The sequence below is a fragment of the Hymenobacter frigidus genome, assembly GCF_014640435.1.
Lineage (GTDB): Bacteria > Bacteroidota > Bacteroidia > Cytophagales > Hymenobacteraceae > Hymenobacter > Hymenobacter frigidus.
This window is the reverse complement of record NZ_BMGY01000009.1, coordinates 84,142-108,060: the sequence shown is the minus strand read 5'-3', so window position 1 is coordinate 108,060 and position 23,919 is coordinate 84,142. Positions and strand designations below refer to the sequence as shown.

Annotated in this window: 11 protein-coding genes; 5 read left to right on the top strand and 6 right to left on the bottom strand. The window is 61.2% G+C overall.

The genetic code is table 11. From position 1 onward, the window contains the following. Positions 1-37: 37 nt before the first annotated feature. Both tamL and IEW17_RS07055 read right to left on the bottom strand, forming a co-directional pair. The gene (gene tamL / locus IEW17_RS07060) at positions 38-2,437 is read right to left on the bottom strand and encodes a translocation and assembly module lipoprotein TamL (RefSeq protein ID WP_188561335.1); all 2,400 of its coding nucleotides are present in this window, start codon (positions 2,435-2,437) and stop codon (positions 38-40) included. Between the two features lie 11 nt (positions 2,438-2,448). Next, positions 2,449-7,698, bottom strand: coding sequence for a translocation/assembly module TamB domain-containing protein (locus IEW17_RS07055; protein ID WP_188561334.1), 5,250 nt, complete (start codon positions 7,696-7,698; stop codon positions 2,449-2,451). Between the two features lie 163 nt (positions 7,699-7,861). Here IEW17_RS07055 and IEW17_RS07050 point away from each other — a divergent pair, with 163 nt between their 5' ends. The 3 genes from IEW17_RS07050 to IEW17_RS07040 all read left to right on the top strand — a co-directional run bounded on the left by IEW17_RS07050 (position 7,862) and on the right by IEW17_RS07040 (position 16,524). After that, positions 7,862-10,657: a 4-alpha-glucanotransferase gene (locus tag IEW17_RS07050; protein WP_188561333.1), complete on the top strand. Its 2,796-nt coding sequence runs from the start codon at positions 7,862-7,864 to the stop codon at positions 10,655-10,657. A 784-nt stretch (positions 10,658-11,441) separates the two neighbouring features. Then, on the top strand, positions 11,442-15,449 hold the full coding sequence (locus tag IEW17_RS07045) for a cadherin-like domain-containing protein (protein ID WP_229748855.1): 4,008 nt from the start codon (positions 11,442-11,444) through the stop codon (positions 15,447-15,449). Positions 15,450-15,603: 154 nt separating this feature from the next. After that, positions 15,604-16,524 carry an NAD(P)/FAD-dependent oxidoreductase gene (locus IEW17_RS07040; protein ID WP_188561331.1) on the top strand — a complete coding sequence of 307 codons (921 nt, stop codon included), beginning with the start codon at positions 15,604-15,606 and terminating at the stop codon, positions 16,522-16,524. A gap of 146 nt (positions 16,525-16,670) precedes the next feature. Here the strand turns inward: IEW17_RS07040 and IEW17_RS07035 are convergent, their stop codons facing one another. Then, complete coding sequence (locus IEW17_RS07035) at positions 16,671-17,231, bottom strand: RNA polymerase sigma factor (RefSeq protein WP_188561330.1); 561 nt, start codon at positions 17,229-17,231, stop codon at positions 16,671-16,673. A 343-nt stretch (positions 17,232-17,574) separates the two neighbouring features. Here IEW17_RS07035 and IEW17_RS07030 point away from each other — a divergent pair, with 343 nt between their 5' ends. Beyond that, positions 17,575-18,282, top strand: a complete 708-nt coding sequence (locus IEW17_RS07030) for an alpha/beta fold hydrolase (RefSeq protein ID WP_188561329.1) — start codon at positions 17,575-17,577, stop codon at positions 18,280-18,282. 31 nt (positions 18,283-18,313) lie between these two features. Here the strand turns inward: IEW17_RS07030 and IEW17_RS07025 are convergent, their stop codons facing one another. After that, positions 18,314-20,623, bottom strand: a complete 2,310-nt coding sequence (locus IEW17_RS07025; RefSeq protein WP_188561328.1) for a patatin-like phospholipase family protein — start codon at positions 20,621-20,623, stop codon at positions 18,314-18,316. A 528-nt stretch (positions 20,624-21,151) separates the two neighbouring features. Between IEW17_RS07025 and IEW17_RS07020 the strand changes: the two genes are divergently transcribed. Beyond that, on the top strand, positions 21,152-22,066 hold the full coding sequence (locus tag IEW17_RS07020; RefSeq protein WP_188561327.1) for an ion channel: 915 nt from the start codon (positions 21,152-21,154) through the stop codon (positions 22,064-22,066). Positions 22,067-22,190: 124 nt separating this feature from the next. On the opposite strand, the gene IEW17_RS07015 is transcribed toward IEW17_RS07020, so the two are convergent. Both IEW17_RS07015 and IEW17_RS07010 read right to left on the bottom strand, forming a co-directional pair. Further along, positions 22,191-23,168, bottom strand: a complete 978-nt coding sequence (locus IEW17_RS07015) for a zinc dependent phospholipase C family protein (protein WP_188561326.1) — start codon at positions 23,166-23,168, stop codon at positions 22,191-22,193. 170 nt (positions 23,169-23,338) lie between these two features. Beyond that, positions 23,339-23,902, bottom strand: a complete 564-nt coding sequence (locus IEW17_RS07010; protein ID WP_188561325.1) for a hypothetical protein — start codon at positions 23,900-23,902, stop codon at positions 23,339-23,341. Positions 23,903-23,919: the final 17 nt, after the last annotated feature.

Genomic DNA, 23,919 nt, shown 5'->3' with positions numbered 1-23,919 from the left:
TTAAATGACCGTTTTTCATTTAACCTCAACCGACTCTTTAGAACGGATACCCGATGGCCAGGTTGAACCGACCAGCGCTGCTTTCGGGCGTGCCATACGGGGCCTGGAGCGGGAAGGCGTAGTCGAAGCGAATAACGAAGAACTGCACGTCGACGCGCAGACCCACGCCGGCCCCCACGGCCAGCTGGCTGAGAAAGGTGCCGGCGCTGAACTTACCGCCGGGGCGGGAAGGGTCGTCGTTGGCCAGCCAAATGTTGCCGGCATCCACGAATACGGCTCCTTTGAGGTAGGGCACCAGGTCCTGACGGTATTCGAGGTTGCCTTCGAGGCGGATATCGCCCACCTGGTCGTAGAAGCTGTTGATATTTTCCTGGTTCGAGACGGGGCGATAGGTGCCGGGGCCAATACCGCGGGCGGCGAAGGCCCGGATGCTGTTGGGCCCGCCAATGCCGTACTGCTTGGGGTAGGGTAGCACGTTGGAATTGCCGTAGGGCAGGCCCACGCCGGCCTGCAGGCGGGCCACAATGCGGTTGCCCTTGGCGGGGTTCTGGCTGAGGCGGTAGTACTCGCGCAGCTCCAAATCGAGCTTCAGGTACTGGCTGTATTCCTGGCCGGCGATGGTGTAGCGGCCATTGGCGTTTTTGGTGCCGCCGCTGCTGCTCACCAGGCCCTGGGCCAGATTGCCGCTGCCCTCCACCTGCCCGCTGAAATAAATCTGCTGGCGGCGCTGCTCCAGCACCTGCTGGTTGTAGGTGTAGCGGTAGGCGCTGGCCAGAATGAACTGCTGCTGAAACGCGCTGCGCAAAAACGGCCGCTCGCGCAGCAACGCATCGAACACCGGCGTGGGCGTGAAGCTGACGTAGGTGATATCGATGGGGCGAACTTCCTGCTCGTTGGTAATCTTGGTTTTGAAGGTGTAGCCGTAGTTCAGGTTGAAGAAGTACTGCGTGAAGTAGCTGGCGCGGGTCACGGCCCGCACACCGGCCCCAAGCGTGGTGCGCGGCTGGAAGTCGGAGTTGGGCAGGCGCGGGTTGAGCAGGGGCAGCTTGGGCACCACTAGGCGCGGAAACAGCAGCTGCCCGTTCAGGCCCAGCTCGTAGCTGGTGAGGCCCAGGGCCCCGCTGCCGCTGCCGGTCTGGGTTTCGGTCGAGGCCACGGCGTTGAGCAGCAGCTGCTCGCCGCCGCGCAGGGCCGAGCGGTTGCGAAACGACACCGTGAGGCCCGGTCCGGTGAAGCCGTTGCTCTTCTGCACGAGCTGCAAGTCGGCCCGCAGGCTTTTCTTTTTGAGCTGGGTCATCAGCACGTCGACATCGAGGCGGGCGCGGCCGGCCGAGTCGCCGGCCGCCGACGGCTTCAGCCGGATTTCCACGAACTTGAACGTGTTCAAACTCATCAGGCGGCTGATGGTCTGGTCGCGCCGCCGCCGCCGAAACAGGCTGTCCGGATACAGGAACGTGGCGTTGGTGATGGCCTTGGCCTTGAAGACCTTCTCGTCGGGGAAATAGCGGTATTTCTTATACAGCACCGGCTGCCGCGTAACGGTATCGGTCAGGATGTAGCTGGTGTTCAGGCTCACCTGGTTGAGCCAGTAGGGGCGGCTGGCCTTGGCGGGCGTGGTAGGCTTCACCCGCACATACACGTTGGCCTGGTGATTCAGCGTGCTGTCAACCTGAAAAAGCAGGTACTGCGGCGAGAAGTAGAAGTAGCCCTCGTTTTTCAGCACGTTGTCAATCCGCACCCGCTCAGCCGTGAAGGTGTTCAGATTGTACGGCTCGCCTACCTGGAGCAGCGTGCCGGCCTGGGTGGCGCGCACGGCCGCGTTTATCAGCGTGTCGCCCACGGGAAAATTGATTTCCTTAATGGTGTACACCTTGCCCGTATTGGCGGTGTAATTCACCTGGGCCGTTCTTTCCTGCGTAACCACCTCGTTGGTCACCACCGCCTTAAAAAAGCCGTTGTTGTAGAGCCGATTGGTGATGAGCCCGCTGGTGGCGCTGATTTTCACGTTCTTCAGCAGCACCGGCGCTTCCCCAAACTTGTCGGCCATAAACTTGCCCAGGCCCTTGGTTTTGCCCTGGCCCAGGTGCCAGAAATACAGCTTGGGCCGCTGCCCCAGTATGGCCCCATTAGGCTTAGGCCGCAGCACTGATTCCAGCTCCGCTTGCAGCGCCGACTGGTTCTTATTCTTTTCCGGCGACTTGATAATCACCTTGCTGCCCGTGTAGAGCCGCTGGCCTTCGGGGACATACTTGAGGCCCGAGCAGGAGGAGAGCAGGAGCAGGGCAACTAGGGTTGCCAGGCGGCGCGGCGTAACCTCACCCCCCGGCCCCCTCTCCGCAGGAGAGGGGGAGAGTTCTACGATGCTTGCGTTAGGCTCCCCCTCTCCGCGGGAGAGGGGGCCGGGGGGTGAGGTAAGCCGGGCACGCCATTTAATCATATCCATCATCACTACTTATTATTCCGTGCCGAGTCCTGTGCCGGGGTTACGGCCTGCACCGAATCCTGCGCTGCCTTCTTTTCCTCTTTTTCCTCTTTACGGTTGGTTTTCCGCTCGGCTTTAACATCCTTCGGGACTTTCGAGAACAGCTCCTTCAGGTCCTGATAGTCGCGCTGGAACACCAGCGCCGCGCCCGTACGCACGATGGCCCCGTCGATGTCCTCGAAAGCGTTTTGGCGGAACACGCGCACCCGCAGGCGGCCGTCGGCCAGCAGCTGGTACTCCAGGCTCACGTCGCCGGCGAAGTTGCTGGGGCTGCTTCGGCCCTGGGTCACCTGGTTGCCGGAGTTGCCGCTCAGGGCAATGTCGGTGCCCACGCGCACGGTCAGGCGGTTGTTGAGCAGCTGGCGGCGCACGGCCACGTTCAGGTCGGTGCGGCTGCCCTGGCTGCCGTCGGCGCTGTAGTTGGCCTGGTTAGATACGCCCAGGTCCAGGCCCAGGCCGGAAAGGTACTTACCGGTCAGGTTGGTGAGCTGGTCGGTGAGTACGGCGCTGGCGCTGCCCCGTAGCTGGGTAGCCACCAGTCCTTCGCCGCTGCTGGTCTGGAAGGGGTTCTGGGCCACAAACCGGCCCAGCACCAGCAGCGAAAACACCTGCTTACTAAGCTCGGAGGTCTGATTGGGTTGGCGCAGCTGAGCCAGCTTGGCTTCCACCTGCCCGTTCAGGGTGCTGCGCTGATTTTCGGGCAGTGTAATATCGAAGTCAATAGTCGGCTTGCTGAGCTGGTCTCTCACATTCAGCAGCACGTCGAAGGGCAGGCGATTGCGTGAGATGGTGGCGCTGGTCAAGTCGTCGCTGCCCTGACCGGCCAGCAGCTCGGCAGGGGCGGCCTGCACCCGGTACACGGCCGTTATATTGAGCGCGGCGTCGTACGGGTCGCCATCCCAGGCGATGGACGAGCCCGGCCGGATAATAAAATCACGCGAAACCAGGTCGTAGAGCGACATATGGTACTGGCCCCGGGCCACGTCGAGCCGGCCGCTCAGCGTGATGGTGCCATCGGGCGCAATGTTGGTGTTGAGCGTGCCGTCGGCCCGCACGCGCAGATTGTCACCGCTCACCGGGTCGATGACGATGGTAAACGGCGTGCGGTCGGTGAGCGTGACCACGGCCGTGACGTCGTATCCGGTCGCGCCCACTTTGGTGGTATCAAGGGCCAGCTTGCGGGCCAGCATGGTATCGAGCGGGGCGCTCTTGTCCACAAATTCAATGATGCCTTCGCGCTCCACCGTCGTCGGCGTGGCGCTCGGCGACTCCACCGTCAGGTTCGAACCCTCGACCACCGTCACGCGGGTATCCACCTTGATGAGCGTGAGCGGGCCCGTGAGGCGGGTGTCCGAATCGAGCACCAGGCGGCCGTAGAATAGCTCGTTGTTGGCGCGGGTGTTGCGCACGGCCAGGAAATTGTCGGTCGTGGCGCGCATGTCGAACGTGTAGTTCACGAAGTCCTGTGTGAGCAGGTACCCGTTAATTACGGCCTTGTTCGAGGCCGAATCCAGCACTGTGAAGTTGTTGAAGGCAATGCCCCGGTCATCAAACGTGAGAGACTGGTTGGGCAGGCGGAAGGGCGAACCCAGCTGCGGCACCACAAAGCCGGCATTGGCCGAGGTATTGAGCGTGCCGCGCACCACGGGCGCGGCGGGTGCTCCGGTCACGGTCAGCTGGCCGCTCACGTAGCCGCTGGCGCTCCGCACCTGCCCCACCGAAAAGGGCTCGACCAACGCCAGGTTGAGGCGGGTAGCATCCACGGTGAGGTTGAGTGGGGCGGGGCTGCTGGCGAGGTAGGTGCCGCGTACCCGCACATCGTTGCCGTCTCCGCCCAGCGTACCGGCCGCCCCGCCGGTCAGGCGGCCGTCCACGTCGTAGCGGCCGGCACTGGGGTTGGTGGCTTTGAAGGCGATGTCGCCGATGAGGGCTTTCTGAAACACCAGGTTTTTCACCGTGGCATCGGCCGTGAAGGCTTGGTTGGGCTTGCCCAGGTTGTCGATGCGGGCCGTGCCGTTGAGTGAGCCGGCCACCAACGAGTCCTGCTGCTGCACGATGTGGGCCAGCTCGGCCAGCTCGAAATTGGTGAACGTGACGCCCAGCGGCGAGGTCTGCACCCGGGGGTTCTGGCTTTGCAGGGCCAGCGTGCTGCGGCCATTGGTGAGGTTGAGGCCATCGGCCACCACCGCGCCGCTGGGGTAGTAGCGCACGAAGTTGTTGGCCCCGGCCGTCCAGTTCTGGTAGTTGATAACCTGCTCGGGCGCGGCCTGAAATTCATACATCATGCTGCTGTTGCGGCCGCCGCCCTGGGCCAGGGCCTGCAGGGTGCCGGCCACCGCCAGCCGCTCGCGGTTGGCCGAGTCGCCGAGGATGGCCACGCGGGTAAAAAGCTTGTTGTTGGCCACATTGCCTACCACGCTGGGGCGGCGCAGCTTCAGGGTAGTATCCTGAGCGGCCTGGGCCAGGCGCAGGGCGTAGTCGAGCTTGCCGGGGTCCGAGTCCACATCCAGGCGCAGCGAATCGAGCCGGTAGTTGGCGTAGCGAATGACGGGAATGCTGGTGATGGCCGTGAGGCGGGCGGCGCGGCGCGAGTAGTCGCCGGCCAGCGTGAAGGGCGAAATCTGCTTCAAGTCCTTCACCAGCTTGGTGGCCAGCTTGGGGTCTTTCAGCTGCAGGGAATAGCTGAAGCGGCGGTCGGCGTTGCTGGCCACGTAGCGTACGCCCGGCACGTCGAAGTAGCGGTCGAGGTGCTGCTGCAGCTCGGGAGCCAGGTCGCCGAGGTGCACGTTGCCATCGAGCTTCACATTGGCAATATCCGAGGTGATGACGGCCAGCGTGCGGTTGGCGTTCTGCACGATGCGGCCGTTGAGCGAGTCGAGCGGGAAGGATTGATTGTCGCGCACAATCACAATGCGCCGCCCGCTGAACGTGCCGTTGAGCGAGTTCAAATCGGAGCCGCGCAGGTTGGCCACCAGGTCGCCCTGCACGCGCAAATCGCCGCCGGTATAGAAGCCCAGCGCCGTCAGGTTGGCCCCGCGCAGGTTCAGTTTGGTCACTTCGTAGGTGGGGTTGCGCGGGTCGCGCAGGTTCACCACGGCGCTCAGGTCGAGGTCGAGGTTGGGGTCGTTTTTGCTGCTGGCGTTGATGACGTAGCGGTTGCGGTCAAGGTCGATGGTGGCGGCCACGCCGCGGTAGGTGTAGTTGTTGTAGCGGGCGTTTTGCACGTTGGCCTTCACCTGGCCTACCAGGGTGCCGGGGTCCCGCAGGTCGCCGGTGGCGTTGATGCGGCCCGTAGCCGTGACGCGGCCAATGGTCGGGTCTTTCAGCAGCTTGCCAAAGTCGAACCCGCCCACCGCAAACGTGCCCACCACTGGCTGCCGCCCGTTGGCCTGCTTCGCGCCCAGCTTGCCGCTGAACGCCAGGTTGCCGTAAGTCGAGCGCAGCTTCAGATTGGTGTTAAACGCCAGCGTGGTGGGCCGGCCCCGGAACGTGCCGCTCAGCGCCAATGTAGGCGGGATGCTGATGTTGTTCGGAATGCTGCCCTTCGGGGCCAGACTCATAATATCGGCCCGCGAGGTGCTAAACTGCTGAATGTCGAGGTCGGCATACAGCCGTGCATCGGTATTGGGCAGGCCCTGAATACGGCCGCGCCGGGCCTTCAGCACGGTATTGCGCAGGCCCACAAACTCCAGGTTGCGGACTGAAAAGTCGCCCACGCGGCCCGCAATCTGCCCGTTCAGCAGCACCGACTGGTTGGGGCCGGTGTTGAACGGGGGCGTGTCGGCCAGGCCGGGGGCCAGGTACAGGATGTCACGAAAGCCCAGCCGCACATTGCGCAAATCACCCTCAATCTTCAGATTCGGCAGCTTTTTTACGTCGCCCAGCGCGGTTAGGCTTTCGTAGCCAATGGCCAGCGTGCGCCGGATGCGGGTGTGCGGCGTTATCAAATCGAGGCTGTCGAGGCGAATCTGCACGGAGTCGTACACCACATTGGCCCGCCACGAATCGACGCGAAAGCCGCTTTGCTCTTTGCCCGCCAGGTTATCGACCCGGCCGGTGGTGCGGTTTTCGGAGTAGCTCAGGTCGTGCGTATTCAGCACGAGGTCAGTGAAGTGCAGGTGGTTGTAGTCGAGCGCCGGCAGGCGGGTGCGTTGTTTGGGCTGGTTGAAGTTGTCGAAATTCACCGCCAAGCCGCTGATGTCGGATTCGGCCAGCCGTACCCGCCAGCCGGGCGCGGCGGCTGCCTGGCCAGTGGCGGCCTTCATCTTATCGGTGGCCTCGTCCAGCTTGCGCACGGCTTCGGCGGGGTTCACCACGCGCTGCTCCACGGGCACCTGCTCGTTTTGGGAGTAAGCGAAAGTGGTGTTTTTCAGCGTGAGCTTAGTAAGGTTCACGCGCTGGCGCCCAAGGTCAATATTCTTGGCGGTGATGTCGGCCAGGCCAATGTTGGTGCTGATAAATTGCGCCGCCGGGCCATTCTTATACACAAATCGCACGCTGTCGAGCGTGGCCCGGTTCAGGCCAAATTGCAGCGTGAGCGGTTCGGTGGGAGCGGGGTTATCCACCTGCGGAGCCGTTTTGGTTTGCACGATGCTGATGGCCGAGCGCCGCAGCGCCGCGTTATCCACCTTATAGATGGAGTTATCCACATCTATCTCGTCCATGTTGGCCGTGAACTCGCCGATGCGGGCCCGCACGTCGGAGCCGGTCACCTGGTCGTTCTGCGTGAAGTAGATGTTGGTGAGCCGGGCCTTGCCGATGTCGTACTTCAGGCCCGAAGCGGTGGTGTCGACCGGGGCCGTGGGGTCGGTGAAGGCCGTGAGGATGAAGTCGTAGTTGTTCACCGAATCGGGCTCGGTGCGCGTGAGGCGCACGCGCCCGTCATTAAGCTCGATGTTGGAAACGTTGATTTGCTTGTTCAGCAGAGCCCACACATCGAGGTCGACGCCCAGGTGGCCTACGGAGAGCAGCGTGTCCTGCTTCTGGTCTTCCAGGTACACCCCATCGAAGTTGATGGCGTGGCGGAAATCAGTCCGGAACTTCCCAATACGCACTTCCGTGCCCAGCTTATCGCGCAGGTAGCTTTCGGCGCGGCGTGCCACAAAGTCCTGGCCGGAAGGAAATTGCAGGTATACCACTACTGCAACAACGAGCAGCAGCACCAAGGCTAACAGCCCCAGCAAACCGAAAAGGGCACGACGCAGAAAAATCGACAAAGCAGGGCAGAATGAACGGCAAACAAAAAGGCGCGTTTGACCAAACGCAAAACTACGGGCTGGGGTTGGAAGCCCATTATTTGGTCGAAGTCGCGGGGCCGCTTTATACCGACAGCCAACTACCCTTCTTATCTTTCGACCCCCAAACTCCAGCTGCGACCGCATGATTCTTCGTTTTTCTCTTCCCTACCGTACCATTCCTGGTCAGCAGCTTGCCGTTTGTGGTTCACATCCCGACTTGGGCAACTGGCAATTGGCGGCGGCGGCTCCCATGAGCTACGATAATGCCACCGGCTGCTGGAGCTACGAGCTGACCGTTGCCGATGCCTCGGGTGAGCTGTCGTACAAGTATGCGCTGCTGGATGCCAACGATGGTGCCGAGCACTGGGAATCCGGACCGAATCGCACGGTGCAGTACGCCGCCGGTAGTATCCCGCGCCTGCATCTGGCTGATTATTGGCGCGCTCCCTCTCAGCCCGAGAATGAGCTGCTGACCGCCGCCTTCACCAAAGCGCTGTTTCGGCGACCCGCACCTGTTGCGGCCCCGTCTACCGAAGCCGCCAAAACCAAAAAAACCAAAGCTCCCGCTAAAACTGCCAGCGCCCCCGCCGGAATTGCTGCGCAACCCGCTGCTGCGCCCGCCGCCGGCGAAATCGTATTTCGCCTCCTCGCCCCACGGGTAGCACCGGCGCTGGGCCTGTGCGTGCTCGGCTCAGACCCCGCGTTGGGGGCCTGGGACAACACCAAGGCCCTCGTGCTAACCGATGCTGATTACCCCACTTGGGCAGCCACCGTTAAGCTGCAGAACCCCGCCAAGGACTGCCTGTATAAGTACGCCATGTGGGATGCCCAAGCCGGGCAGGCCCTCGACATGGAAGGCGGCGAAGACCGGGTGATTCCCGCCGCCGCCGACCCCGCCGCCGCCCGCGTCTTTAACGACGAAGGCTACCGCTACGCCAGCTCCTGGCGCGGCGCGGGCGTGGCCCTGCCCGTGTTTGCCATGCGCAGCGAAAGCGGCTTCGGCGTGGGCGAATTCTCCGACTTGACGCTGCTCACCGATTGGGCCGTGCAAACCGGCCTCAAACTGGTGCAGATTCTGCCCATCAACGACACCACGGCTACCCACACTTGGGTCGACTCGTATCCGTACGCCGCCATTTCGGTGTTTGCGCTGCATCCGCAGTTTATTCACCTCGAAGGCATTGCGGCACTCAAGGACAAGAAGGCCGCCCAGGAGCTGGCCCGGCTCAAGCAGGAATTCAACGCCAAGGATTTCGTGGACTACGCGCCCGTGATGGTCGCGAAGTGGAAATTTCTGCGGCTGCTGTATCAGCAGGAGAAAAAGGCGTTTCTGGCCGATGCCGACTACCAGGCTTTCCGGGCCAGCGAAGCCAGCTGGCTGGTGCCCTACGCCGCTTTTTCGGCCCTGCGCGACCGATTCGGCACCGCCGACTTCCAGCAGTGGCCCGCCCAGTTTCGCACCCCGAAAGCCCTGGAGGAACTGACCGCCGAAACCGCGCCCGACTACGACGAGTACGGCCTGTTCTTCTTCGTGCAGTACCACCTCGACAAGCAGCTGCTGGCCGCCGTGAACTACGCCCGAGCCCGCGGCGTGGTGCTGAAGGGCGACCTGCCCATCGGCATCTACCGCCACTCGGTGGACGCCTGGACCCAGCCCGAGCTCTACCACATGGACAGCCAGGCCGGCGCGCCGCCCGATGACTTCTCCACCACCGGCCAGAACTGGCGCTTCCCCACCTACAACTGGGAGCGCATGGCCGCCGACGGCTACACCTGGTGGAAGCAGCGCATGGGCCACCTCGCCCGCTACTTCGACGCCCTGCGCATCGACCACATCCTGGGCTTCTTCCGCATCTGGGAGATGCCAATTGAGTCGGTAGAGGGCCTGCTGGGGCACTTTGCGCCCGCGCTGCCGCTGCACCGCCACGAGATTGAGCGCCGCCTGGGTTGGTTCGACTACAGCCGTCTGTGCGAGCCGTACATCCGCTGGCACATGCTCCAGGACATCTTCCAGGGCGAGGCTGAGGCCGTGTTCGACGAGTACCTGTACGATGCCAGCTACGGCCGCATCCACCTCAAAGAGCCCGTCGACAATCAGCGCAAAATCGAGGCCCATATCGCCCAGAAGCTGGTCGATTTCCCGGAGCACGCCGAGTACTTTCGGTGGCTGCAAAAGGGCCTGTTTGCTTTGGTGAACGAGGTGCTGTTCGTGCCCGCCGGCAACGACTGCTACCACCCGCGCATCACCCTGAACAAGAGTTACTCCTTCCGCGAGCTGGATACGGATGAAGACCGCCGCCGCCTCTACGACGACATCTACGTGGACTTCTTCTTCCGGCGCCACGAGGAATTCTGGCGCGAGCAGGGCTTGGTGAAGCTGCCGGCCGTGCGCTACGCCACCGACATGCTCATCTGCGGCGAAGACTTGGGCATGGTGCCCGCCTCGGTGCCCGGCGTGATGAACGAATTGGGCATCTTGGGCCTGCACATCCAGCGCATGCCGTCGAACCCCGAAACCGAGTTCGGCCACCCCGACGCCGCGCCCTACCTGAGCGTGGTCACGACCAGTAGCCACGACATGAGCACGCTGCGCGGCTGGTGGGAAGAGGACCGGGTGCGCACCCAGCGCTTCTTCGAAACCGTGCTGGGCCATTGGCGCGAGGTAGCCCCGTTCTACTGCGAGCCGTGGGTGGCACGCGAAATGCTGGTGCAGCACCTGCACGCGCCGGCCATGTGGGCCATCCTGCCCTTGCAAGACCTGCTGGCCATGGACCGCAACCTGCGCCGCGCCAACCCGCACGAGGAGCAAATCAATGTGCCCAGCAACCCCACCCACTTCTGGAAGTACCGCCTGCACCTGCCGCTCGAAGAACTGGTGGAGGCTGTGGGCTTCAACGAGCCGCTCCGGGCACTGGTGCAGGCCAGTGGGAGAAGGTAGCGCTTAAGGGAGTTGCCCCCGAAGCCCCAAGTTCAATCTAAACGGACTAGGAAAATAGCGGCCGGCCATGCTTGGACGGTCGCTATTTTGGCGAATAATTAAACCGTACCAGAAAAGACTTTTTGGTACTTGTTTAAGAACGCCCAGTGAATTCTGTGGTTGTTTTCAATAAATGCAAAAACGTATTTCCTTGTCAAAAGCTAAAATCTAACTGGAATTTTGCCACGTAAGTACACGGGAAAAAGTTGTACTATTATAATGCATTCAAAGCAAGTAAAAATAAAAAGACACAGTTATTGATGATGGTAACACATAATAAATACATTATAAGTTAACCCAATGTATTTACTTTGTGCTATAAACTAAGAGTTATAGGCAAGTGAGCGAATAACTTCTTGTTTTGTACTTTACTTGGTAATTTTTGAATCATCACAAAAATTATTTAAATGTGTACATCCCTTGACGCTTATAAACGAGCACCTTCATCGGTCGAACAAGTCCATCGGTCGAAATTAAGGAGATTGGTTTGGCCCCGCGGGTAATTTTGCCTTCCTATGAAACGGGCATTTGCACGAAATACCTGTGTAGCGACTTAGACGCACTCCTTTGATTTTTCAATTTTTGTAAATTACTCTTTTCACCCTTTCTTTTTTATATGAGAAGAATCACCTTACCCTTAACATTTACCCGCTCAGTGCCGCAGCCCGCAAATCAACCCGGCCGTAAAGCAAAGGTGGGCCGTTGGACTGGCTTCTTAAAAGCAGGCACCTTGTGCCTGCTGCTATTGAGTAGCTTTGCCGGTAAAGCTCAGTTTCCGGTTAACCAGAGCTTTACTGGTGCACCGGGTTCCGCCACCAATTTCACGTTGGGCGGCAATGCCATCCTTACGGGTACTTCCACTACGCCAGGCTATTTGCGCCTCACCGAGGCCATTGCTAACCAAGCTGGCTACGCCATCTTCAATAACAGCTTTGCCTCGCCGCAAGGTTTCAGTATTTCGTTCGAATTTTTCTCGTATGGAGGGACTAACCCTGGTGCCGATGGCTTCAGTGTGTTCCTGATTGACGCTGCCGGGACGAACCCTGCCGTGGCCGGGGAATTTAACATCGGGGCATCGGGCGGCTCGTTGGGCTATGCCCAGAAAACAGTGGCCGGAGGAAATGCCACCGACATCCCCGGGGTGTCGAAGGGTTACCTGGGCATCGGAATTGATGAGTTCGGCAACTACCCCAACCCCACCGAAGGCCGCATCGGCGGTCCCGGCCCGGTGGCTCAAAATGTCACCCTCCGGGGGCCGGGCACGGGGCTAGCTAACTACCAGTTTCTTACCAGTAGCGGTGCGCTACCTTTTGCGGTTGATGTGGCCACCGTCCGGGCCCAGCCGGGCAGTGCCGACTATCGCAAAGCCTTCGTGTACGTGGTAGCCGCCAACGGGGCCTACAATGTCACCGTTCGGATTCAGCACGGTAACACCATTCGGACTACCACCGACAGCTACCCCATCACGACCCCGCCGGCTAACCTGCGCATCGGATTTGCGGGCTCGACGGGCGGCAGCACCAACATCCACGAAATCCGGAACCTGGCCATCGTCAGCAATCCGGTGGCGGTGAACGACTTGGTGGGTACGAATTACAACACGCCGGTGACGTTCAGCGTGGTGGCCAATGACAAGGCCTTTGGAACCACACTGAATAATAGCACGGTGGACTTAGACCCCACCACGCCCGCGCAGGAAACTTCTTTCACGGTGACCGGCCAAGGCACCTTCACCGTGGACGCCAACGGCGTGGTTACCTTCACTCCCGTGAACGGATTTGCCGGCACGGTCACCATCCCCTACACGGTCAATGACCTGCTCGGGCAAATGTCGAACCCTGGGAAAATCACCGTGGTGGTGAAAGGGGCCGACGTGGCTACCAACGTGAGCGGCCCAGCTTCGGCCAACCCCGGCTCGCAGATAACATATACGGTCAACACCACCAACATCGGCTCTCTGACGGCTACCAACATCAGCCCCACGCTGCAGTTGCCCGCTGGCCTAACCATTCCGGCCTCGGCCAACTACACGTACAATTCTGCCTCGGGCCTGGTCACCTTCAGCCAGACCACGCTCGCGCAGAACGCATCGGTTATCAATTCGATAACATTCACCGTGCCAGTCAGCGGCACGACATCCATCGTTGCCACTTCTGGGTACACTTATCCGGTTGGTGCTGTGGTGGCCGACCCCGTAGCGAACAATAATACCAGTACGTTGACGACCACCGTAACTGGCCCTGCTACCATTGCTACGGCCTGCGCTACGCCCGGCAAAGACGGCCCCGGCAGCCTCACGTCCGCATCGTCGCCCAACACCTATTACCCTGGTGTTTCGATTTCGACCGCCAACGGAGCTTCAACCATTACGGTAGGTACGCCCTCAGGCACAACCCCGGTGGAGGCCGGCGACCTAGTGCTGGTGATGCAGATGCAGGGTGCTACCATCAACACCACCGCGGACAATGTCAACTACGGCACCGTGGCAAGTTCAACCGCCGGGCAGTACGAATACGCTAAGGTGGCCAGCGTGAGCGGCTCGCCGATTACGACCATTGCGCTGACCACGGCGCTGGGCAATGCTTACACCACCAGCGCGACCGCCAACCAGAACTTCCAGGTGGTGCGCGTGCCGCAATACTCATCGCTCGTGGTGAACGGGAAAGTGACCGGCACGGCCTGGAACAGTCAGACACGCATTGGCGGCGTGTTGGCCCTGGACGTGGCGGGCTCTACCACGTTCTCTGGCACTACGCCCGGCTTGGACATGACGGCCAGAGGCTTCAGCGGCGGCGGCGGCAAGAGCTATGTTGGTACTGTCGGTGCTTCCAACACCCCAGCGGTTTACGCCAGCATGGCTGCGGTTGCCCACGGTTCCAAAGGTGAAGGCATTGCCGGTACCCCGCGCTATTTCTACAACGGGAGTGTCGTAACGGATAACACCGCCGAGGGCTATGCCACCGGCAGTAACAATATCGGCGCTCCTGCTAATGGCGGCGGCGGCGCGCAGGATTTTAATCCAGCCACTAACTCGGGCAATGCCGGCGGCGGCGGCGGCGGCAATATCTCGGCTGGCGGCACCGGTGGCTTTGGTTCAGGTTCAAACGGCTCCGGCGCTAAAGCCAGCGGTGGGCGTGGCGTTGTTGTTTCGGCCACCAAAATAATAATGGGCGGTGGCGGCGGCGCAGGTTCAAGCGACGATGGCACCGCTCTGGCAAGCAGCGGCGGCGTTGGTGGCGGCATCATCATCCTGCGCACGGGGGTCATTTCCGGTGCGGCCACTATTCAAGCTAATGGTGCGAATGCTCCCAGCACTGCCGCAACGGCTCTGACTCAAGGCGGCGGCGGCGGCGGGGCCGGCGGCACTATACTCGTATTGGCTACTCCCGTTACGGGCACTAGTGCCCTAACTGCTCTCACGGCCAGTGCCGTAGGTGGCGATGGTGGCACTGTCAACAGTGGCGTTAGTAATGGTGCGTCTTATGGCCCAGGTGGAGGAGGTAGCGGCGGGGTAATTTATGCCAGTAGCGCATTCAGTGCTGTCACTTTAACCGGTGGTGCCAATGGTACTACTACTGATGGAAAAAACCAACCCAAGCCAGACGCCTACGGCGCAACCGCTGGCGCGGCCGGGAGTACCAACACCACGACGCAGCCCACGAATACGACTACTATCGGCGGGGCCAGTTCCTGCCTCCCAATGCTGTCGGTGGCACTTAGCACGGCCACTCCCAACGTGACGCGGGATAACGGCACGCCGCGGCCTGCCTCCTACACGGCCATCGTCTCCAACACCGGCGGCTCGGCCCAGGCCTCCAGCACCACGCTGACGCTGGACCCGCTCTTTACTTACGTCACTGCTCAGATACCCACTGTGATACTCACGGCGGCTGATGGCACCGTCACCAAGCCAAACTCCACGCTTACTGGCGCTGGCACGTCCACGCCGGTCTTTAGTGGTATCACCATCCCCAGCGGCTCCACGCTGAGAATCGACTTCAGCGCCGCCATTGCGGCCACCGCTGTGAACGGCACCGTCTACCAAGCCAGCGGCAACGTGACGTTCACGGACCCCACCCGCACGGCCACCAGCGCCACCACCACCACCCCAGGGGCCACGTTTGCCAGCGGCGGCGGCACGGTGCCGGGCACTAACTACGCGGCGGCCAGCAGCACCCTCGAAAATGTCACCATTGTGGCCCCGCTGCCGGTTGAGCTGACCCGTTTCGAGGCAGTTGCCCAGCGGCAGGACGCGGTGCTGACCTGGTCTACGGCTTCGGAAAAGAACAATGACTATTTCGTGGTTGAGCGCTCCGTAAGCGGGCGTAATTTCACGGCGATTGGCACCGTGCGCGGCCAAGGCAATAGCACACGACCGACTGACTACCGCTTCACCGATGCCGGTGCCGGGCGTCTGGTTTCTGGCAAGGTGTATTACCGCCTGCAGCAGGTCGATGCCGACGGCACGCTTACTTATGGCCCGGTGCGTGCCGTTGAGTTTGCCGCGTCCACCAAAGCCACGGCTGCCCTGTACCCCAACCCTAGCCAAAACGAAGCAACCATTGACCTGAGCGGCTTAGCCGATGGCACCTACACGGTGACAGTGCTCGACTTGGCCGGCCGCGTGTTGCGCACCCAGCATCTAGGTGCTCTGGCTTCACCACTGGATTTGAAAGGCCTGCCCCAGGGTGCCTACGTCGTACTCGTGCGAGGCGTGGGCATCAGCCAGGCTCTGCCACTCATCCGCAACTAAGCCGGTTTGCGAATTAAGCTGACAATTCCGTCGGCGACCAAAAAAAACCCTTCCCCTGCGGGAAGGGTTTTTTTTGGTCGCCGACGGAATTGACTGGTGCAACCTAGGGCCCGGGGTTTGAGTTAAGTCACTCCACGTGGTTTCTACTGTTTCGATGCAATACGACGTTCTCATTATTGGGGCGGGCAGCGCCGGACTGTCGGCGGCCCTCACCCTGGGCCGATGCCTGCGCCGCGTGCTCGTGGCCGACGGCGGTCCTCCGCGCAACGAAGCCTCGCCGGGCGTGCACGGGTTTCTCACCCGCGACGGCATTCGGCCGGCCGAGCTGCTGCGGCTGGGCCACGAGCAGCTGCGCCCCTACACCAGCGTGGAGGTGCAGTGCTTTCAGGTCGACACCCTCGTTTTGGAGGGCAACGGCTTCCGGGCCACTGGCCACGGCAGCGCCGATGATACGCCCCTTGCCGTAACGGCCCGGCGGGTGCTGTTGGCCACTGGCGTGTCCGATGTTTTGCCGGCCTTGCCGGGGTTCCGGGAATTGTGGGGGCGGGGCGTGCTGCACTGTCCGTACTGCCACGCCTGGGAAGTGCGCAACCAGCCCCTGGCCGTGTATGGGCAGGGCAGCACCGTGACAGGGCTGGCGCTACTCGTGAGCCGCTGGAGCCGCGACATAGTGGTGGTGACCGATGGCCCGGGCCACCTCACGGCCAATGCCCGCCGCCGCCTGCGCCGCGAAAAAATCAGCATTTGCGAGGAAGCCGTGGTGCGGCTCATTGGCTCCGATAACCGTGACCTGCGCTACATTGAATTCGCCAACGGCGAGTTGCTGGAGCGGGCCGCCTTGTTTCTGCATGCTCCTCAGCATCAGCGCAGTTCCCTGGCCGCCGATTTGGGCGCTCGCCTCACCAGCAAAGGAGCCGTCTGGGTCGACTCGGGGTTGCGCACCTCCATACCCAGGCTGTATGCTGCCGGCGACACTAAACCCGGTAACCAGCAGGCCCTGTTGGCTGCCGCCGATGGCACCCGGGCGGCCATTGTCATCAATGAAAACCTGAGCCGCGAGGAGTACTCGCGCTAAGTGGTTATACCCGTCCCGGAATGGTTTGCGAAAATCAGGCAGCTATTGTGTCTCTACAACTTCTCGCATTCTACTTCGCGATGGGCATGATAAGGCAGCTGCAAGTCCCTGCCTGGGGCTACTGTTTACTTGCGATTTACTGCGTCTTATTGCTCTTTGGTTAATTGGGCGAGTACGTTTAGCGCTGCCCGCGCCCGGGTTTTCACCGTTGCCAGCGGAATGCCCAGCTGCTCGGCGGTTTCCACCTGGGTGTAGCCCCCGAAATACAGCAGGTCGATGACCTCGCGTTGGCGGGGCTTGAGTTTCAGGGTCAGCTCACGCAGGCCGATATGGTCGGGGTTGAAGGTGGAAGGGGCCAGGGTTTGGCTGACGCCGCCCGTCTCCAACGATTTGTTGCGGTTGTGGAAGCGGTGCCGCGGACTTCGCAGCGCATCAATTGCCTGATTGCAGCACACGCGCACCATCCAGGTAAACAAGCGGCCCCGCTCGGGAGCGTAGCTGCCAATACTTAGCCATACCTTGAGCAACCCTTCCTGCAGCACGTCCTGCGCGAGGGCTTCGTCGCGCACTAGTCGCATTATTACAACCAAAATACTCTTGGCGTACCGGTCGTGCAACAGGCGTAAAGCGTGCTCGTCGCGGGCCAACAGGCGCTGTACAAGCACTTCTTCATCCGTGGCTGTAAGCAACGTCGGCGCTGAATTCATATAAGGGGAGGAAGTAATAACGGGCCATTGGTGGTTGGGTAAAGACCACGGGCATGGTTATCCGGATAAAGAATTAAAAAAAAGAATAGTAAAAGTTATGATACGCGGATTGGTTAGGGTTAGGTTATCAGCGACGGTAGCCCGAAAGCCCACGGAAAGGAAACACGACCGGATTGCTGCCAGGGTGCCCCGCAGTTCTTTGAAAGAAAACCTAAATCCAGAACGGGGTCAAATGAGTTAGTGTCAGGCGAGGGTCGGAGGGGTTGAGCGCACGCCTTACACGGGGTGGTTAGCCGTTCCGAAGAGTTTTTTTTAGATATATTCCCACTTATCATTTTAGTTTATGCCCCACACCGTACTCGCCCTGCATTACTGGGCCGGCGCTGGCCGCGAGTTTGATTCCTTACGGCCCTTGCTTTCGCCGGATACCGCCTTGCTGGCCCCCAACCTGCCCGGGTTCGGCGGGCAGCCCGCGCCGGCGGGGTTCGATTATTCGGTGCAGGCCTATACTGATTGGGTGGCCGCCTACGTAGCCCGCCACGCCCTCACCGATTTTACGCTGCTGGGGCACAGCATGGGCGGCAAAATTGCGTTGGCCCTGGCGGCCCGGCGGCCAGCCGGTCTGCGGCGGCTGGTGCTGCTGTCGCCCTCGCCACCGGCCGGCGAGCCCATGAGCGACGACGAACGCACGGCGGCGCTGGCGTGCTTCGGCAAGGCAGCCGACGCCGAAAAAACGTTCGATACAATCACTTGGCTGCCGCTGTCCACTGCCATCCGGCAGGCCGTTGTTGCCGACAACCTGTGCTGCTCCCACTCCGCCTGGAACGCGTGGCTCATCGCCGGCAGGCGGGAAGATATTTCGGCTCAGCTGCTCGGGCTGACAGTGCCCTGCCGCTTGCTGGTGGGCGAGCACGACCAGGCTGTTACGCCCGCTATGCAGCGCACGCAAACCCTGCCGTACCTGCCCGCGGGTACTACCTGCCAAGTAGTGCCCGCGGGCCACCTGCTCCCGCTGGAGGTGCCCGCTCTTGTTGCCGAACTGGTGAGTTAAACGACGGGCAGCCGCCGCGCTGGCGGCCGGCTTATTCCAGCGCCCGGCTGCGGAACAGCAGGAAGCCCAGGTGCCCGTAGATGCCGAAGCGTTCGGACGAGTCGTCGTAGAAGCGGGCGTGCAGGGCCAACGGGCCCACCGGCGACTGAAAAACCAGGCCGGTGGTGGCCGTGAAGCGGGGCCGCTCGAAGCCCGACTGGCGCACGGCTACTTGCAGGTCGCCCTGGCGCAGGGGCTGCGCGTTCACGTGCATGTACACCTCGGTGCGCCACTCCAGCTTTTTGAGGAAGGGCTGGGTGTAGCGCAGGCCCACGGCCGCGTAGCGGGCGGAGCGGTAGGCGTCCATAAACAGCGTGCGGGAGTCGGGCAGGGGAGCAAACACGGGCGCGGTGGTTTGCGAGGAGCGGTAGTTTGAGAACGTGCCCTGCGCGCTCACCATCAGCTCCGCGAAATAGCCCCAGGCGTAGCGCTCTTTATTGAAGCCAAAGTAGCGTTCCACGGTGGCCCGAAACTGCAGCCACTCGTGATGCCGGGAGCTGGCTTCCTGCTGCGCCGTGGAGCCCGGCGTGTACGTAGAAGTGCCCGTGACGCCACGCAGGGTGTAAACAAAACGGTGTCCGCTGGTGGCGTACTGCTTGCGGTTGAGGGTGTTGCGGGCCAGGCGTAGCGCAGCCGTGGCGCCCCGGAAAACGGTGGCATCGAGCACATCGCCCGAAGTTATTTCCTTGGAATTGGTGTATTCGTCTTTGGTTACGAAGGTGGCCGCATCGAGCAGCAGCCGGCTGCGGTAGTTGGGGCTAACGCCGAGCTGCACCCCGAGCTTCGTGTCCTGCTGCCGCACCTGCGTGTTGAGCGCGTTGCGGCCGAGTACGCCGCCCGTCTTCTGAAAATCCCACTGGTTGTAGGTCACCTCGGGCTCGATGAAGTAGGGCAGCTTGGCCGGCACATTGATGCGGAACGAGCCGTGCGCCCCGTTGTAGAAGCGGCCCAGGCTCACATCGGCCGAAGCGGTGTAGAGCAGACGGCGCAGGTAGCGGTACTCCAGACCGAAATACAGGTTATCGATGGGGCGGTTGCTGAGCACAAAGCCCGCTTCGGTGCTCACGTTGTTGTTGCGCCGGGCATCCAAGCTAAACACGTAGCCTTTGCGCTCGGTATCGTAGCGAATGCGCGGATAGATGTTCTTGAAGTAGTCGTCGGACGCCAGACGGTAATAACCTTCCTCGATGTCATCGAGCGAGTATTCGCGCCCGGAACGCCGGAAGAACCGCGCCGCGTACTCGTTCTGGTCGGGGCGCAAGCCATTCACTTTCACCTCAATAAAGCGGGGCTTGGGGGCCAGCGCCTGGAAGGCCAGCCGGCGCTTCTGCAAATCCGTCGAATCGACGCGGCGGCCTATGCGCTGCTTAATCAGTGCCATGGCGCGGCTGCCGGCCGTGTCGCCTTCGGCAATAAATTCTTTCACCCGGTCGAAGTCGCCCACGCCCATGCCTTCCAAATCGGGTTGAATGTAGATGCCGTCTTTGCCCACGCTCAGGGTATCGGCCACGCTGGTGCCCAGGAAGGCCACGGTGCTGCCCAGCAGGGCGTCGTCGTTTTTGGGGTACTTCTTCATGGCCACGTCGCCCACGTTCACCCCGATGATGATGTCCGGGGAGAAGGTTTTTTTCATGGTGCCGGTGGGGAAGTTGTCGTATACCGCGCCGTCGTAATAGTACTTACCGTCGAGGTTGCGGATGGGCCGGAACGCCAGCGGAAACGACATCGAGTTGCGAATGGCATCGGAAAGGGCCCCCTTTTTCTGCTCCACCACCTGGCGCGTAAACACCTCGGAGGCCATGCACCGGAAGGGCACAAACAGCTTGTCGAAGTCATACTGCGCGCTGGCCGAGGCCGGGGCCAGCAGTCGGGCCAGGGCCAGGTTCAGGTTCAGGTCGTTCACCAGGCTGGTGCTGATGCGGGCCTGAAACGTGGAATCGATGGCAATGCCCAGGCGCAGGGCCGAGGGCGAAGGCTCGGCCGTGAGGAAGTTGAACGTCTTGCTTTCCAGTTGCTTGCCCGATGTCCAGCTCTGAAATTCGGGGCTGAGTACTATCTGCTCGATTTCCTCCGGCGAGTAGCCTGCCGCGTACATGCCGCCCACCACGGCCCCCATGCTCGTACCCACGATGTAGTCGATGGGAATATGGTTTTTTTCCAGCTGCTTGAGTACCCCAATGTGCGCCAAGCCTTTAGCCCCGCCACCGCTGAGTACCAAACCCACTTTCTGGGCCTGAGTAGGAAGGAAAAATGTGCCGGCCAGCACCACAGCCAGCAGTATTCGAGAGCAGAATTGGGTCATATACGGGGAAGAAATAGCTGGCCTCAAGCGCGGCCGTGTTGCGGCAGGTACGCCGCGCCGGGCCGTGGGGTTTTTGCCAGTCGAAAGGGGCGGGGCACACCGCGCACGCCAATTTTGATGTGGTGCGAAATCAGCCGTATCCAAGCGGTAGCCACGAATGCTTAAAGATACGCAGCTACTGTCCTGTAGGCTGTTCGCCGCTCAGGAGGAGCGGAATTTGAACCGGGCCTGAAGAGAACTAACCAGCAAGCCGCCAACAGACTTGTTTTCAGGGGGCTAAACCATTTGCTTAAGCCAGCGTGTAGGCAACACATCAAGAATGGATTGAAGATGGCAACCAGCTGCCGCCTATGCGCCTTTCAAAAGAAATGAGCGTAAGAGCGCGCATGCCCGTTGCCGCACAAAGGGCGGTGCCGAACTGCCGGAGCGCCGCCCGGTTCCGATGATGGCCGATACTTTTGGCAACTGCACAACCCAATGGGCTGCGCAACCGGCTCATTGCTGATTCTTTATTTAAGTAACTGACAAATGGCTACTATGGACCCCGGTATTGGCGAAAAGTTCTCGCGCCGCACCAAGCGCGCCATCAACCACGACGGTACATTTAATGTGCGGCGGCGCGGCGGCCCCCACCGCCAAGACCCCTACCAGTGGCTCATTCAGATGGAATGGTGGTCGTTTATTGGCGTGGTGGTGGTGTTTTTTATGGTGCTCAATATGGTCTTTGCCGGGGCTTACCTGGCCTTGGGGCTCGACGACCTGCCCGGCGTGGCCGCCCCGCACGGCTGGTGGCAGGACTTTCTGAGCGCGCTGTTTTTCTCGATTCAAACCTTCACGTCCGTCGGCTACGGGCACGTGTACCCCGGCAGCAACGGCAGCGGTTTCATCAGCAGCGTAGAGGCGCTGGTGGGCGTGCTCACCTTCGCGCTGGCCACGGGCCTGCTCTACGGGCGGTTTTCGCGGCCCACGGCGCGCATTCATTTCAGCCGCACGGCCATTATCAGCCGCCGGCCCGATGGCACGCCCTGCCTGCAGTTTCGCATCGCCAACCAGCGCAACAACACCCTTATTAACCTGCAGGCCAGGGTGCTGCTCAAAACCGTTGACCCCAGCACCAGCGACCAAATCTACGCTTTGCTGCCCCTGGAGCGGAACGAAGTGAGCTTCTTTCCGCTCAGCTGGACCGTGGTGCACGACATCACCCCCGAAAGCCCACTGCATGGCCTCACGGCCGAAGACTACGCTCGTCTTGATGCGGAAATCATCATTCAGCTGAAGGGCTACGACGACACTTTCGCCCAGGATGTGCACGCCCGCAACTCCTACACCCACGACGAAATAGAGTGGCACCGCCGTTACGTCCGGGCCTACGAAGTGGACGACGACGGCATTGCCGTGCTCGATTTGGACCAGGTGCACCTGACCGAAGCATTGGGTAATTAGCACGTCATGCCGAGCGCAGCCGAGGCATCTTGCGTGGGGTAGTAATCCAATCGTTGGTTGCGCTCGGCATCACGTTCAACGGTGCGGGCGAGATACCTCGGCTGCGCGCGGCATGACGGTTCTCTCATTCGTCGTGCCCGGGCACGGCTACCACCGGGGCCACGGCTGTTTCCTTGGCCTCGCGGTCCAGCCGCTGCTGCTCGGTTTCGGAGGGGATACGTTGAATTTGGCGCAAATCGGGCGAGCCGCCGTCTACCCAGCAGGTAAACCAGAAGTTACCGATAAGGCCCGCTGCGTAGCGCATCTGGCGCTCCACCTGCCCGTTGAGCTTGGCGTGGTAGGCCTTGCTGAAATCGCGGGAGTAGGCCCGTACCGTCTGGCTGCCGCGCTGCTCGTAACCGAATTTCTGGTCCTCGGCAAACTGGGCCGTCAGCTGCTTTTCGAATAGTAAAACCGAGTCCACGGCCGCGTGCGAACGGATGACGGCCGCCCAAATGGCATCGGTGGCGTTGGGCAGGTATTGGGCCTTGCCGCTGAACAGGTCGTAGTCGGAACTCAGCAGTTCCGGCAGCCGCGACTCCCACAGCCCGTGGATGCCGCGCTGGCCGGTGAGCTGGCCGTTGTAGTTTTTGGTGGTGTGCAGCGGCACGCAGGCATCGGCAATGTAGTGGCCCATATCGGCCGAGAGGCGCAGAATCCGGTCGGTGTCCTTGGCCTGGAAGGCGGCGGTGAGCTGGTTTTTCATGGTCACTACGTTCCAGGGCACAATGCCGTGGCGCAGCAGCGAATCCTCGCCGTAGCGGGCCACGGCGTCGGCGTACTTGCGCGGGAGCTTGTACTCGGCGCTGTCGCCGTAGCGGTCCACGTCGAGGAAGTGCTTGGGGGCCTCGCCAGGCACCAACGTGCGCCGTGAGTCGGGCCGGGTGGCGTTCACGGTCAGGTAGTCGATGTTGGATTTGTAAAAGCCAAACATGCCCGGTGGCAGCGTGTATACGGCCAGCCGGTTCAGCAGCCGGTGGCCAAAAAAGCCCCACGCCCGCCCCGGGTGGTGGAAGAAAAGCAGCGTTAAACAAAGCAGAAGGAGTAGAACAGGTTTTTTCATGGGTAAAAGGTACGAGCACTGCTGGCACAACAGAGCACTCAGGACCCTGCATGACGACGGGCAAGGAGCTGGGCATCGAGCCAATATATCTCGTGACCTACTCTAAGCAGAGCACACAAAAAAAGCCCCGGTCAGTGCGACCAGGGCTCTCTTTCAAAACGCAAAAAAAGTTAAATCACACGAACCAGCACCCGAGGGGGAATGATAGTGGTGCCATCTTCCAGCGTAATCAAAAAGAAGAATTCGATTTGATTGGGCGACTGGGGGGTAACAGATACTGTAGGCGCCGTAGGAGCCACACCCGTGCCCACTCGCGTCCGGTAGGTACTATAAGCGGCCAGAGTGGAGGAGAACATAATGGTATTGCTGCCGGTGCCAGGGATGGGAGTGAACCCCGCGTTGGTACCCGTCAATCCGTTGTAGTTGTAGAGCACCGTAGGAGCGCCAACCTGCACGTCTCTCAAACCGCTGCCACCGGTGGCTACCCGGGTAATTTCCTTGATTTTGCCTTTATCGGACGGAATCGAGAAATTGATGCTGAACGCACCGGATGGAGCCGTGGCAACCACGATGTAGTAGCGTTCAAAAAAGTTGGAATTGGTTACGGTAACCGGAATGGGAGCGTAAGCCAGGTCCAGCGGGGCCAGGCTGTTGTCATCGTACTGCTTCTTACAGGAGGAGGAAACCACTGCCAGCACTGCAAGGATGCATAAGGTAAAAAGTTGCTTTTTCATGGAGAAGTGAATTTTGC